General features: G+C 67.8%; 12 protein-coding genes and 1 pseudogene. 12 read left to right on the top strand and 1 reads right to left on the bottom strand.

What is annotated here, in order from left to right; translation table 11 throughout:
• The first annotated feature begins 112 nt into the window (after positions 1–112).
• The 5 genes from ngcE to SMD11_RS07560 all read left to right on the top strand — a co-directional run bounded on the left by ngcE (position 113) and on the right by SMD11_RS07560 (position 4,819).
• Positions 113–1,546 (top strand): N-acetylglucosamine/diacetylchitobiose ABC transporter substrate-binding protein, encoded by a 1,434-nt coding sequence (ngcE, locus tag SMD11_RS07580; protein ID WP_199843818.1) that lies wholly within the window; start codon positions 113–115, stop codon positions 1,544–1,546.
• A 72-nt stretch (positions 1,547–1,618) separates the two neighbouring features.
• A complete protein-coding gene (locus tag SMD11_RS07575; RefSeq protein ID WP_087925706.1) occupies positions 1,619–2,536 on the top strand; it encodes a carbohydrate ABC transporter permease in 918 nt (305 codons plus the stop codon).
• A gap of 127 nt (positions 2,537–2,663) precedes the next feature.
• Complete coding sequence (locus tag SMD11_RS07570; protein ID WP_418952418.1) at positions 2,664–3,557, top strand: carbohydrate ABC transporter permease; 894 nt, start codon at positions 2,664–2,666, stop codon at positions 3,555–3,557.
• A 123-nt stretch (positions 3,558–3,680) separates the two neighbouring features.
• Positions 3,681–4,529 (top strand): helix-turn-helix domain-containing protein, encoded by an 849-nt coding sequence (locus SMD11_RS07565; RefSeq protein ID WP_087925705.1) that lies wholly within the window; start codon positions 3,681–3,683, stop codon positions 4,527–4,529.
• Positions 4,526–4,819: a DUF397 domain-containing protein gene (locus SMD11_RS07560; protein ID WP_087925704.1), complete on the top strand. Its 294-nt coding sequence runs from the start codon at positions 4,526–4,528 to the stop codon at positions 4,817–4,819. Before SMD11_RS07565 ends, SMD11_RS07560 begins: the two co-directional genes overlap by 4 nt.
• Here the strand turns inward: SMD11_RS07560 and SMD11_RS07555 are convergent.
• A complete protein-coding gene (locus SMD11_RS07555; RefSeq protein WP_234365952.1) occupies positions 4,816–5,586 on the bottom strand; it encodes an FG-GAP repeat domain-containing protein in 771 nt (256 codons plus the stop codon). The genes SMD11_RS07560 and SMD11_RS07555 overlap by 4 nt on opposite strands.
• Here SMD11_RS07555 and SMD11_RS07550 point away from each other — a divergent pair.
• From SMD11_RS07550 to dxs, 7 genes and pseudogenes are all read left to right on the top strand, one after another.
• Positions 5,489–5,872: pseudogene (locus SMD11_RS07550) on the top strand (polymorphic toxin-type HINT domain-containing protein); the annotation flags it as partial. The gene SMD11_RS07555 and the pseudogene SMD11_RS07550 sit on opposite strands and share 98 nt — an antisense overlap.
• 299 nt (positions 5,873–6,171) lie before the next feature.
• Positions 6,172–6,501: a hypothetical protein gene (locus tag SMD11_RS35370; RefSeq protein ID WP_159395255.1), complete on the top strand. Its 330-nt coding sequence runs from the start codon at positions 6,172–6,174 to the stop codon at positions 6,499–6,501.
• Positions 6,502–6,934: 433 nt separating this feature from the next.
• Positions 6,935–8,134: an ROK family transcriptional regulator gene (locus SMD11_RS07545; RefSeq protein WP_324614800.1), complete on the top strand. Its 1,200-nt coding sequence runs from the start codon at positions 6,935–6,937 to the stop codon at positions 8,132–8,134.
• Between the two features lie 194 nt (positions 8,135–8,328).
• On the top strand, positions 8,329–9,438 hold the full coding sequence (locus tag SMD11_RS07540; RefSeq protein WP_199843817.1) for a substrate-binding domain-containing protein: 1,110 nt from the start codon (positions 8,329–8,331) through the stop codon (positions 9,436–9,438).
• 38 nt (positions 9,439–9,476) lie between these two features.
• Complete coding sequence (locus SMD11_RS07535) at positions 9,477–10,262, top strand: ATP-binding cassette domain-containing protein (RefSeq protein ID WP_087925701.1); 786 nt, start codon at positions 9,477–9,479, stop codon at positions 10,260–10,262.
• Positions 10,259–11,536 carry a sugar ABC transporter permease gene (locus tag SMD11_RS07530; protein ID WP_087925700.1) on the top strand — a complete coding sequence of 426 codons (1,278 nt, stop codon included), beginning with the start codon at positions 10,259–10,261 and terminating at the stop codon, positions 11,534–11,536. The genes SMD11_RS07535 and SMD11_RS07530 overlap by 4 nt, the downstream gene beginning before the upstream one ends.
• Positions 11,537–11,826: 290 nt before the next feature.
• Positions 11,827–13,764, top strand: a complete 1,938-nt coding sequence (dxs, locus tag SMD11_RS07525) for a 1-deoxy-D-xylulose-5-phosphate synthase (RefSeq protein ID WP_087925699.1) — start codon at positions 11,827–11,829, stop codon at positions 13,762–13,764.
• The last annotated feature ends 156 nt before the right edge of the window (positions 13,765–13,920 follow it).

The following is a 13,920-nucleotide window of genomic DNA, read 5'->3' as shown; positions in this document are numbered from 1 at the left end:
ACCCAGCACACCAAGCTTCAACTGACCCGCGGTGTCGGGCCCTTCGTAACTCTTGTGAACAAGGGGAGTACCGGTGCACCGCCTGAGTCCTGGAGAAGGCGAGGACTTGAGCATGGGATCCACAGGGGAATTCGGCCGGCGCGACCTGATCAAGAGAGCTTCCGCACTCGGTCTGATCGCGGTGCCGTCGATGAGCGTGCTGAGCGCCTGCGCTTCGGGTGGCGACAGTGATGACAACAAGGTCGACAAGGGGACGAAGAGCGAGAAGAACCCGCTCGCGGTCAATGATTCGGCGCAACTCGACGTCGTCATCTTCGACGGCGGCTTCGGCCAGCAGTACGCGAAGGACGCCGAGGCCGAGTACAAGGCGGCGTACCCCAAGGCCACCGTCAAGCACGCGGCGACGCAGGAGATCCAGACCCAGCTCCAGCCCCGCTTCAACGGCGGCACCCCGCCCGATCTGATCGACAACTCGGGTGCCAAGCAGATGGACTTGGGCACCCTCGTCGGCAAGAAGCAGCTGACGGACCTCAACGCCCTGCTGGACGCGCCGTCCGTCGACGACCCGTCGAAGAAGGTCCGGGACACGCTGCGGCCGGGCGTCGTCGAGATGGGGCAGTTCGAGGGCCAGGAGACCTGGGTCCTCTACTACGCGTACACCGTGTACGGCGTGTGGTATTCGAAGACCAACCTGGAGAAGCTGGACGCGCAATACCCCGAGACCTGGGACGACATGCTCGCCCTGTGCGAGAAGGCGAAGAAGAAGGGCGTCGCGGGCTGGACGTACCCGGGAAAGTACCCGTACTACCTGCCGTTCAGCCTCTATCCCTTCATCGCCAAGATCGGCGGTCGCGAGGTCCTCGACCGGATCGACAACCTGGAGCCGAACGCCTGGAAGGACCCGGCCGTCAAGGCCGCCTTCGAGGCCTACTACGAGCTCTTCAAGAAGGGCTACATCCTCAGGGGAACCCCGGGTCTCACCCATATCGAATCCCAGACCGCCTGGAACCAGGGGAAGGTGCTTTTCATCCCCAACGGCTCATGGGTGGAGAACGAATCGAAGCAGACCACCCCGGCCGACTTCAAAATGGCCGTCGGGGCGCCCTCCAGCCTGGACGCCAAGCGCGACAAGATGCCCTTCGGCACCCTCTGGGCCGCGGGCGGCGAGCCGTTCATCGTGCCCAAGAACGCCAAGAACCCGCAGGGCGGCATGGAACTGCTGCGCATCATGCTGGGCAAGAAGTCCTCGCAGAACTTCATCAAGCAGGTCTCCTCGCTGACTTCTCTCAACGGCGGCACCGACGGGCTCACGCTGCCCCCGGGTCTCAGCGCCTCCCAGGAGGCCCTCGCCAAGGCGGGGCAGAACGTGGTCAACCCGCGTATCGGGGACTGGTACACGGCCTTGCAGAAGGAGAAGATCGGCGTGGCCGCGCTCGGCGAGATGATGGCCGGGCGTATGACACCCGACGAGACGATCAACAAGATCCAGAAGTTCGCGGACGACACGCGCAAGGACGACTCCGTCAAGAAGTACAAGCACAAGTGATCCGACGGCACCAGGGGCACCCGGGGCGTCAGCGGGTGCGGGGCCAGGGGCGGCAGATCGGGGTCGGTGAGAATGCAGCACGGTAAGTACCGTTTCATCGTGGGGTTCCTGGCCGTACCCCTGGCGATCTACGCAGTGTTCGTGATCTCGCCTTTCGTCCAGGCCATCTACTACTCGTTCACGGACTGGACCGGGCTGAGTTCCGACTTCAAGGTCGTGGGCTTCGACAACTACCGGAAGATGTTCGAGGACGACATCTTCTGGAAGTCCGTGGGCCACAACGTGCTGCTCCTGCTGGTGCTGCCGCTGGTGACCCTGGGGCTCGGTCTGTTCTTCGCCTTCATGCTCAACGTCGGCGGCCGCCGGAGGAAGAACGCCGCGGTCGCCGGGGTGCGCGGCTCCGGTCTCTACAAGGTGGTCTACTTCTTCCCGCAGGTCCTCTCCATCGCCATCGTCGCGCTGCTCTTCCAGTTCGCCTACAACCCCAACAGCGGGGCCCTGAACTCCTTTCTCAAGGCGATCGGCCTGGACTCCGTGCAGCCGGACTGGCTGGGCGACCCGCAGCTCGCGCTGTGGTGCGTGATGGCGGTGATGGTGTGGAGCAACGTCGGCTTCTACGTGGTGCTCTTCTCCGCCGGAATGAGCTCGATTCCCCGGGACTTCTACGAGGCGGCGCTGCTCGACGGCGCCAATCGCGTCCAGACCTTCTTCCGGATCACGCTGCCGCTGCTGTGGGACACGGTCCAGACCGGCTGGGTCTACATGGGGATCATGGCGCTCGATGGATTCGCCGTGGTCCAGATCATGACCGTGGGACCTGGTGGGCCGGACTACTCCACCGAAGTGCTCGCCTATTTCCTCTACACGAAGGCGTTCCGGGACGGTCAGGCCGGTTACGCGACCACGCTCGGGGTGGCGCTGCTGATCGTCACCATGATCTTCGCGGGTGTGGTGATGAAGCTGGGCCGGCGCGAACGGCTGGAGTTCTGATGGCGGGGCGTGGCGGGGCTCGTATCGCGGCCCGTGACCCGGCCCGTACTGCGCCGCGTACTTCGTCCGGGTCGGCCACCGAGACCCACCTGATCACTCCGTACCCGACCGACCCGGGGGTAGCACAGTGACCGCGCAGCAAGGGCCCCGGGAACTGCCGGGCGTCGACTCGCCCAAGGGGCGGCAGGGCAGCGAGGGCGGCGTTCTCAACGTCTTCTCGCACGGAGTGCTGATCCTGTGGGGCCTGATGGTCACGCTGCCGCTGCTGTGGGCGGTGATGAGCTCGTTCAAGGACGACAAGTCCATCTTCACCTCGCCCTGGGCGCTGCCCTCCAGCCTGCACCTGGACAACTGGTCGCGCGCCTGGTCCCAGGCGCACATGAGTGAGTACTTCCTCAACTCGGTGATCGTGGTGGCGGGTTCGCTCTTCGGCACGATGCTGCTGGGATCGATGGCGGCCTATGTGCTCGCCCGGTTCGAATTCCCCGGCAACCGCTTCATCTATTACCTCTTCGTGGGCGGGATGAGTTTCCCGGTCATCCTGGCGCTGGTGCCGCTCTTCTTCGTCATGAAGAACATGCAGCTGCTGGACACCTACCACGGCCTGATCCTGGTCTACATCGCCTATTCGCTGCCGTTCACTATCTTCTTCCTGAGCGGCTTCTTCCGTACGCTGCCCAGCTCGGTCGCCGAGGCCGCGGTCATCGACGGCGCCTCGCACACCCGGACCTTCTTCCAGGTGATGCTGCCGATGGCGAAGCCGGGCCTGATCAGCGTGGGCATCTTCAACTTCCTGGGACAGTGGAACCAGTACCTGCTGCCCGCCGTGCTGAACGTCGGTGACGAGGACAAGAAGCTGCTGCCGCAGGGGCTGGTGGCCCTCGCCGTCAGCCAGGGGTACAAGGGCGACTGGTCCGGCCTCTTCGCCGGGCTCGTCATCGCCATGCTGCCGGTGCTCGCGGCGTACATCGTCTTCCAGCGGCAGGTGCAGGCGGGTCTGACGGCGGGGGCCCTGAAATAGGAAGGCGCCCTGGAGCGAATCGATCGTAAGTGCATAAATTCCAGGGGCTTTCGCCCCTGTGAGTGACTGTGCTCGTCGACTGGGTGCAGGCAGACTCTCCTCCCGAAGGAAGGGAGGATTGTCATGCCGCAGAAGCCCCCCACCATCCGCCAGAAGCGCCTCGGCGCGGAGCTGCGGAAGCTCAGAGAAGCCGCGGGCATGTCGGGCGAGGACGCCGCGGAAGCGCTGGAGTGCGGGCAGGCCAAGATCAGCCGGATCGAGACGGGGACCAACGGGATCCGCCCGTTCGAACTCCGCGGGCTGCTGAGCGCTTATGGGGTGACGGATCCGAAGCTGGTCGATTCCCTGGTGGACATGGCCAAGGAAGGCCGCCGGCAGGGCTGGTGGAACCATTACGGCAGTACCCTCCCTGGCATCGCCGACCTCGCGCACCTGGAGGCGAAGGCCGTCACGGTCCAGGTGTGGCAGACGGTCCTCGTCCCCGGTCTCCTCCAGACGGCCGACTACATGCGCGCGCTGTTCCGCGGCGGCCGGCACGACTACGACGAGGCCGACGCCGAGCGCTGCGTCGAGGCCCGCACCACCCGGCAGGCCGTCCTCGGGAAGCCGGACGCTCCCGAGCTCACGGCCCTGGTCTACGAGGCGGTGCTGCGCGCCGAGGTCGGCGGCCGCGAGGTCATGCGGGACCAGCTGCGGCACCTCGCCGACCTGGTGGAGGGCGGCCGGGCCCGGATCCAGGTGATGCCGTTCAGCGCCGGGGTGCACGGCGGGCTGGACGGGCCGTTCGTCCTCTACGGGCTGCTCCCGACAGGGATGGACGTCGTCATAATGGACAGCCTGGCCGGTGCGGCGTACCTGGAGAAGGACGAGGACGTCCGGCGGTACCGGGTGCTCTTCGACACCTTGCGGAAGGCGGCCCTGGCCCCCGACCCGTCACTGGAACTGATCAAAAAACTGGCGGTCGGGCCATGAACGGCGCCGGGTGGCACGGGCCCTCTGCCGCCCCCGGTCCCGCCTCGCCCCCGGATCCCGCCCCTGATGACCCTCCCGACGGCGCGCTCATTTGGCAGCGCTCGTCGTTCTCGGGCAGCGGGGGCGGGTCGGAATGCCTGGAGGCGGCCGCCGCTCGGGACGGCCACCTCCACTTACGTGAAAGCGATCGGCCGACGACGGTACTGACGCCGTCGCCGGGGGCTTGGTCGGCCTTCCTCCGGGTCGTACGCACTCGTGCACGAGCACCGCGCCGACGATATCGTCGCTAGATCCGGACCTTGTAGCCTGCACCGGCTCCTGTGGCGATGCGGCCTGAATCGGTCCAGCCGCCGTGGCCGTCACCGCCGTTGTTGATCCGGGCGTTCACGGCGCCGTTGTCGTCGACGGTGAGGTAGTCGGCTTTGCCGTCGCCATTGATGTCGGCGAAGCGGACGCTGGTGCCTGCGTTTGCACCTCCGGCGGCGATTTGGCCGTGGTCGGTCCAGCCGCCGTGGTTGTCGCCGCCGTTGTTGAGCCATGCGTGGGTGGAGCCGTTGTTGTCGACGGTGAGGTAGTCGGCCTTTCCGTCGCCGTTGATGTCGGCGAAGCGGACGTTGTTGCCGGGGGTGCCGTTGCCGGTGGCGATGCGGCCAGAGTCGGTCCAGCCGCCGTGGCCGTCGCCGCCGTTGTTGAGAAAGGCGCGGACGGCGCCGTTGTCGTCGACGACGAGATAGTCGGCTTTGTCGTCGCCGTTGATGTCGGCAAAGCGTACGTGGGTACCGGGGGCGCCGGCTCCGGTGGCTATCTGGCCGTGGTCGGTCCAGCCGCCGTGGTTGTCGCCGCCGTTGTTGAGCCATGCGTGGGTGGAGCCGTTGTCGTCGACGGTGAGGTAGTCGGCCTTTCCGTCGCCGTTGATATCGGCGAAACGCACCCTGCTGCCCGGCGCGCCGACCCCCGTGGTGACTGCCACAAACCCTGTCAGCGGCGAGACGGGGCAGCGCAAGGTAACTGACCTGATCGCCACTGAGCACGACAAGCTCTTCAACGAATTGAGCATAGCGACTCCTCAAGGTGTCGAGCACCTCACTGCAACCTACGAGCACCCTTTCTGGTCGCCCTCGGAGAAGGACTGGATCGAGGCTGCTCAGCTCCGCCCCGGTATGACCCTCAGGGCCGTCGACGGCAGCGCTGTTACGGTTAAGGGCAATCGGCCTTTTGAGGAAACCGCCAAGACCTACAATCTGACTGTTGATGGCCTGCACACATACTATGTGCTTGCAGGTGACACGCCGGTGCTGGTGCATAACTCCAGCCCCTGTGGCCCGGACCTGGGTGCATCCTGGAAACCGAAGCCCGCATCGCAGGTCTGTGGCACGGGTGGGTGTGAAAAGGTTGCTGACCATATCCAGTCGATCATCGGCGGCGATATCATGCGAATAACTGATAAATATGGTGCGCCGCAGCTTGGTAAGTATCGCGGGATCGACAGTGGGTGGAAATACCACGATGTCGTTGTCAAGGACGGCCGAGTGTTCGACGCGGTGACTGGAAGGCGAGGTGAATCGATTGAGCAGTATCGGGCCAACTTCGAATACGGTGACTACCTAATCTTCAGTCCGGCTCCCAGATAGCAGGTGTCAATATGGACCTTCGCGACAGGCTTTTTGACCTGCGCAGGCGCCCCAATTTGTACGGCTTGACTACATTCGGTGAGGTGGCTGCATTTGTGAACGGCATGGATGCTGCGACCGAGTGGAGTTTCCTCGAAGGGTTTCGTGATTGGCTAGCTGTCAGATCCAATCTTGGAGCTAACCTGGCGTGGCAGGTGCTGGTAATCAGAATGGCTTACCCAGACGCAGTCGGTGACTTCTGGGTTACAGCCGCGCATAGTGAAAGTAGCGAAGCGGTTACCCTCCTCTTCGATGAACTTCATTCCTTTCTGACGGATCGGGAAGCATGTAGCCCGGAATAGTCTCAGTTCGGAATGAAGTCAAAGAAGCCTCACCCGGGGGATAACGCTGGGTGGGGCTTCTGGGGTGTCGGAGCCGCCGTCCTCGACTCCGAGTGCAGGGCCGAGGGTGTTGGTGCCGAGCCCTAGTCGTACGTGGGTATGAACCGTGGGGCTGATGCCGATGTGGGCTGCCTGAGTCGCCTCTTGATTGCATCGATCGGTGCACGCTACGGCGGACCGCGTGGGCGGAGCCAAGGGCCCCGCCTCGGTGGGGCAGGGGCATCCGGTTATCTTCCCTATGCTGCCCCCGATGTGCTTCAAGCCCTTGACGTCGGCTCCCCCCGACGGCTCAGCTTAGAGTTCATATGTTGTACGGATGGCCGGGCCCCAGAGCCGTGGTCCGGTTGCGGGGACGGTCGGCGTGCCGTGTCCGGCTAGGTGGGAGTGGATGGGCGTGGAGACTCCGGGGTCGCAGTCGTCGCTGCACCGGGCCAACCTGGAGCGGGTCGTGCGCGCGGTGCGCATGGCGGGGTCGCTGACCCAGGCGGAGATCGCCCGGACCACGGGGCTGTCGGCCGCCACGGTCTCCAACATCGTGCGGGAGCTGAAGGACGGCGGGACCGTCGAGGTCACGCCCACGTCCTCCGGGGGGCGGCGGGCGCGGAGTGTCTCGTTGTCCGGGGACGCCGGGATCGTCGTCGGTGTCGACTTCGGGCATACACACCTTCGGGTGGCCATCGGGAACCTCGCCCACCGGGTGCTGGCCGAGGACGCCGAGCCGCTGGACGTGGACGCCTCCGCCGCGCAGGGGCTGGATCGGGCGGAGCGGCTGGTCAGGCGGCTGATCTCGGAGGCCGGGATCGATTCGGCGAAGATCGTCGGGGTGGGGCTCGGGGTGCCCGGGCCCATCGACGTGGAGACCGGCACGCTGGGCTCCACGTCGATTCTCCCGGGCTGGGCCGGCACCAACCCCCGCGACGACCTCGCCGCCCGGCTCAGCGTGCCCGTCCACGTCGACAACGACGCCAACCTCGGGGCCCTCGGCGAGCTGGTCTGGGGTGCCGGGCGGGGTGCCGCCGACCTCGCCTACATCAAGGTCGCGAGTGGCGTCGGTGCGGGGCTCGTCATCAACGGGCAGATCTATCGCGGTCCCGGCGGCACCGCCGGGGAGATCGGGCACATCACCCTCGACGAGTCCGGGCCCGTCTGCCGCTGCGGCAACCGCGGCTGCCTGGAGACCTTCACCGCCGCCCGGTACGTGCTGCCCCTGCTCCATTCGGCCCACGGCACGGATCTGACCGTGGCGCGCATGGTGCAGCTCGCGCAGGACGGCGACCCGGGCTGCCGGCGCGTGATCGGCGACGTCGGCCGGCACATCGGCAGCGGTGTCGCCAACCTCTGCAACCTCCTCAACCCCCGCCGGATCGTCCTCGGCGGCGATCTCGCGGAGTCCGGCGAGCTCGTCCTCGCGCCCATCCGCGAATCCGTCTCGCGCTACGCGATCCCCAGCGCCGCCCGGCAGTTGGAGGTCGTGCCCGGCGCGCTCGGCGGCCGCGCGGAGGTGCTGGGCGCCCTCGCGCTCGTCCTCAGCGAGATGGGCGATTCCAGTCTTCTGGACCAGCTGCCCCCGGCCGTCGCGCCCGTTCCCGCCTGAGTCCCGGCCGCCCCTTTCCGCCTTTCCAGGGGCCCTCGCGGCGCGGCGCGGCCGCATCTTGAGTTCACGCAGATAACGAATGGCATCGTTGCCATCTCGTTAAGGATTTACTTCTTGACGCTCCTCTGGCGGCCGAGTTGACTTCCAGCCACCTCGGCCGCAACGACGCGGCCTCGTCAGGGAGGTATCTGCAAGTGAACACGCATCTGCGTCGTGCCGCCGTGGCCGTGGCGGCCGTTTCCATGGCCGCCGGTCTCGCCGCCTGCGGGAAAGCCAAGGAAGCCGGCAACGGCGGCGGTGGCAAGAAGGAAGGAAAGGCCGCGCTGACCATCGGCCTCCTTCTGCCGGAGAACCAGACCGCGCGTTATGAGCGCTTCGACAAGCCGCTGATCGAAAAGAAGATCAAGGAATTGGCGGGCTCGGACACCACGGTCCTCTACGAGAACGCCAAGCAGGACGCCTCCGTCCAGCAGCAGCAGGTCGACACGATGATCACCAAGAAGGTCGACGCGCTGATCGTCGACGCGGTGGACGCCAAGTCGATAGCGAGCTCGGTGAAGAAGGCGAACGACAAGGGCATCCCCGTCGTCGCGTACGACCGGCTGGCCGAGGGCCCGATCAAGGCGTACACCTCCGTCGACAACGAGCGCGTCGGCAAGATCCAGGGTGAGTCGCTGCTCAAGGAGCTGGGCGACGACGCCGCCAAGGGCGAGATCGTCATGATGAACGGCTCCGTCACCGACCCCAACGCCAAGATGTACAAGGACGGCGCCCACTCCGTCCTCGACGGCAAGGTGAAGATCGGCAAGGAGTACGACACCAAGGAGTGGAAGCCGGAGAACGCCAACGAGAACATGAAGGGCGCCCTCTCCTCGCTGGGCAAGGACAAGATCGTCGGCGTGTACTCCGCCAACGACGGCATGGCCGGCGGCATCATCACCGCCCTCAAGAGCGCCGGCTTCGACAAGCTCCCGCCGGTCACCGGCCAGGACGCCGAGCTCTCGGCCGTCCAGCGGATCCTCTCCGACGAGCAGTTCATGAGCGTCTACAAGCCCTACAAGCCCGAGGCGGACGCCGCGGCCGAGATGGCCGTCGCCCTCGCCCGGGGCAAGACCCTCGACGGCGTCGCCAAGTCCACCGTCGACAGCGGCACCGCCAAGAAGGTCCCCGCCATCATCGTCACCCCCTTCGCCCTCACCAAGGCCGACATCGGCCAGTACGTCGGCAAGGAGGGCTTCTTCAACCTGGACGAGATCTGCACCGCGAAGTACAAGGCGCAGTGCGACAAGGCCGGACTGAAGTAAGCCCCCACAGCTGCCGCCCCCTCCGGGCGGCGAAGGAGATGATGAACGTGTCCGCTACGCCCGTGCTGGCGCTGCGCGGGATCTCCAAGCGCTTCGGTGCCGTCCAGGCGCTCACCGACGTGGAACTGGAGATCCACCCCGGCGAGGTGGTCGCCCTGGTCGGCGACAACGGCGCCGGGAAGTCCACCCTGGTCAAGACCATCGCCGGGGTCGGCCCCGCCGACGACGGGGTGATCGAGTGGGAGGGCCGGCCGGTCACCGTCGACCGGCCGCACGCCGCCCAGGAGCTCGGCATCGCGACCGTCTACCAGGACCTCGCGCTCTGCGACAACCTCGACGTCGTCGGCAACCTCTTCCTCGGCCGGGAGATCGTCCGGGCCGGGGTGCTGGACGAGGTCGAGATGGAGCGCCGCGCCCGCGAGCTGCTCGCCACCCTGTCCATCCGGATCCCCAGCGTCCGGATCCCCGTCGCCGCGCTCTCCGGCGGGCAGCGGCAGACCGTCGCGATCGCCCGCTCGCTGCTCGGCGAACCCAAGGTCGTCATCCTCGACGAGCCCACCGCGGCGCTCGGCGTGGAACAGACGGCCCAGGTCCTCGACCTGGTCGAACGTCTCCGTGAGCGCGGCCTCGGGGTCATCCTGATCAGCCACAACATGGCCGACGTGAAGGCCGTCGCCGACCGGGTCGCGGTGCTCCGCCTCGGCCGCAACAACGGCGTCTTCGAGGTGGCCCACACCTCCCAGGAAGAGATCATTTCCGCCATCACCGGTGCGACCGACAACGCTGTCACCCGCCGCCAGTCCCGCGCGGAGGGAAAGAAATGACCACTGAGAACACCGGTACGACCAGTAACGGCCAGGCGCCCGCCGAGGGCGCCGTCACCCCCGTGGACCCCCGCCTGCTGGTCCGCCAGGAGGGCTTCACCGGCTACCTGAGCGAATTCGGCCGGAAGCTGCGCAGCGGCGAGCTGGGCTCGCTGCCCGTGGTCGTCGGGCTGATCATCATCGGCATCGTCTTCCAGCTGCGCGACGCGGCCTTCCTCGGCGCGGAGAACCTCTCCAACCTCTTCGTCACCGCCGCCGGCACCGGCCTGATCGCCGTCGGCATCGTCTTCGTCCTGATCCTCGGCGAGATCGACCTCTCCGTGGGCTCGGTCAGCGGACTGGCGGCGGCCGTCTTCGCGGTCCTCAACGTCAACCAGGGCATGCCGGAGTGGCTGGCCCTCGTCCTGGCGATCCTCTCCGGCGCGGTGATCGGGGCCCTCCACGGCTTCTTCTTCGCCCGGATCGGCGTGCCCGCCTTCGTGGTGACCCTGGCCGGCCTGCTGGGCTGGAACGGCCTGATGCTCCAGGTGCTCGGCTCCAACGGCACCATCAACCTCGACGACTCCGGCCTGGTCGCCGCCCTCACCAACCACTACTTCACCGACATCTCGGCCGCCTACGGGCTCGCGACGGTCGCCGTGGCCGTCTTCTTCGTGGTGTCCTTCCGCGACAGCAGGCGCCGCGAGGCCGCCGGCGTCCCCAGCAGGCCGCTCAGCGAGATCGTGCTGCGCACGGCGGTGCTGGCGGTGCCCGCCTACGTCGTGGCCTGGCTCTTCAACCAGTACAAGGGCCTGCCGCTGGCCGTGGTGATCTTCCTGGGCGTCGTGGTGGCCCTGGACCTCGTGCTCCGGCGCACCGCGTACGGGCGCAAGGTCTTCGCCCTCGGCGGCAGCGTCGAGGCGGCCCGCCGCGCCGGCATCAACGTCTCCGCGATCCGGATCTCCGTCTTCGCGCTCTCCGGGACGATGGCCGCCCTCGGCGGGATGTTCCTGGCCTCGCAGATCAACGCCGCGAACCAGTCCTCCGGCGCGGGCAGCCTGCTGATGAACGCCATCGCGGCGGCCGTCATCGGCGGCACCAGCCTCTTCGGCGGCCGCGGCAAGACGTGGTCCGCGCTGCTGGGCGTGCTGGTGATCCAGTCGATCGCCTCCGGGATGGCGCTGCTGGGCATCGCGTCGGCCGTCCAGTACATGATCACCGGCGCGGTGCTGCTCGCGGCGGTGGTGATCGACTCGGTGTCCCGCCGTACACAGAAGACGGCGGGGCGGGCCTGAGCCCGGACCGTGCGCGGAAGGGGCGGGACCGGGGTTTCCCCCCCGGCCCCGCCCCTTCCGGTTCCCGGGGCCCCGCCCCGGCCCGCTGCCGCCTCCGCCCCGGCCCCCGGCCCTCCAGGGCCGGAATCCAGCCCCTCCGGTTGCGGCGGAACGCCCCGTGGGGAAAGATCCACCGGTCTACGCCGATCGCGTGACATACCTCGCAGCACCCGTTCACCCGCATCGCGGGCGGAACATTAGACTCGACAGACCGGCAAGGCTCGACAGCTCGAACGCTTAAGGAGGCACGGGTGGCGCTGCTATCCCGCATCAGGGGACCGCGCGATCTGGACCGGCTGAGCCCGGAGCAGCTCGATCAGCTCGCCGCGGAGATCCGGACCTTCCTCGTCGACGCCGTGTCCAAGACCGGTGGACACCTCGGGCCCAACCTCGGGGTGGTCGAGCTCACCATCGCCATGCACCGGGTCTTCGAGTCGCCGAAGGACAAGGTCCTCTTCGACACCGGCCACCAGGCGTACGTCCACAAGCTGCTCACCGGCCGCCAGGACTTCGCACGGCTGCGGACCAAGGGCGGGCTGTCCGGCTACCCCTCGCGCGAGGAGTCCGAGCACGACGTCATCGAGAACAGCCACGCCTCCACGGTCCTGGGCTGGGCCGACGGCCTCGCCAAGGCCAACCAGGTGCTGGGCCGCAAGGACCACGTCGTCGCCGTGATCGGTGACGGCGCGCTCACCGGCGGTATGGCCTGGGAGGCGCTGAACAACATCGCCGTGGCCAAGGACCGCCCGCTCGTCATCGTCGTCAACGACAACGAGCGCTCGTACGAGCCCACCATCGGCGGCCTCGCCAACCACCTGGCCACCCTGCGCACCACGGACGGCTACGAGCGCTTCCTGGCCCGCGGCAAGGACCTGCTGGAGCGCACGCCGGTGCTCGGCAAGCCGCTCTACGAGACGCTGCACGGCGCCAAGAAGGGCCTCAAGGACTTCATCGCCCCGCAGGGCATGTTCGAGGACCTCGGCCTGAAGTACGTCGGCCCCATCGACGGCCACGACATCGAGGCCCTGGAGTCCGCGCTCCAGCGTGCCAAGCGCTTCGGCGGCCCCGTCCTCGTGCACTGCCTCACCCAGAAGGGCCGCGGCTACAAGCACGCCGAGCAGAACGAGGCGGACCGCTTCCACGGCATCGGCGCCATCCACCCCGACACCGGTCTGCCCCTCGCCTCCTCCGGCGCTAGCTGGACCTCCGTCTTCGCCGACGAGATGGTCGAGCTCGGCAAGGAGCGCGAGGACATCGTCGCCATCACGGCCGCGATGATGCAGCCGGTCGGCCTCGGCAAGTTCGCCAAGGCCTTCCCCGAGCGCGTCTACGACGTCGGCATCGCCGAGCAGCATGCCGCCACCTCGGCGGCCGGCCTCGCGACGGGCGGTCTGCACCCGGTCTTCGCGGTGTACGCCACGTTCCTCAACCGCGCCTTCGACCAGGTCCTGATGGACGTCGCCCTGCACAAGTGCGGCGTGACCTTCGTCCTGGACCGGGCCGGCGTCACCGGTGACGACGGCGCCTCGCACAACGGCATGTGGGACATGTCGATCCTCCAGGTCGTGCCCGGCCTGCGGATCGCCGCCCCGCGCGACGCCGACCAGGTGCGCGCCCAGCTCCGCGAGGCCGTCGAGGTCAAGGACGCCCCCACCGTCGTGCGCTACTCCAAGGGCACGGTCGGCCCCGCCGTCGAGGCCGTCGGCCGCGTCGGCGGCATGGACGTGCTGCGGAAGCCCGCCGAGGGCGTCGAGCGCCCCGACGTCCTCATCGTCTCCGTCGGCGCCCTCGCCCCGATGTGCCTGGAGATCGCCGACCTGCTCGACAAGCAGGGCATCTCCGCGACCGTCGTCGACCCGCGCTGGGTCAAGCCCGTCGACGAGGCCCTGCCCGGCCTCGCCGCCGAGCACCGCGTCGTCGTCACCGTCGAGGACAACGGCCGCACGGGCGGCGTCGGCGCGGCGGTCTCGCAGGCGCTGCGCGACGCCGACGTCGACCTCCCGCTGCGCGACTTCGGCATCCCGCAGCGCTTCCTCGACCACGCCTCCCGCAAGGAGGTCATGGCCGAGATCGGGCTGACCGCCCCGGACATCGCCCGCCAGGTCACCGGCCTGGTCGCCAAGCTGGACGGGCGCTACGAGGAGGTCTCCGGGACGGACGAGGTCGTGGCCGAGGCCGCCCGCGACTGACCCGCCCGCCCCACCGCCGGCTGGACCCACGGGCCGGCCGGACCACCTATCCGGGTGGTCCGGCCGGCCCGTACGCATACCCCCGCCCGCGTCCCATCGGGTGAATCCTGGCCCCCCTGGTCGGGCCCACCCCGGTACGGACCGGATCATCGCGGA

Origin of the sequence: Streptomyces albireticuli, from assembly GCF_002192455.1 — a bacterium.
In the GTDB taxonomy this organism is placed as follows: domain Bacteria; phylum Actinomycetota; class Actinomycetes; order Streptomycetales; family Streptomycetaceae; genus Streptomyces; species Streptomyces albireticuli_B.
This window is presented reverse-complemented; position numbering and strand designations above follow the sequence as displayed.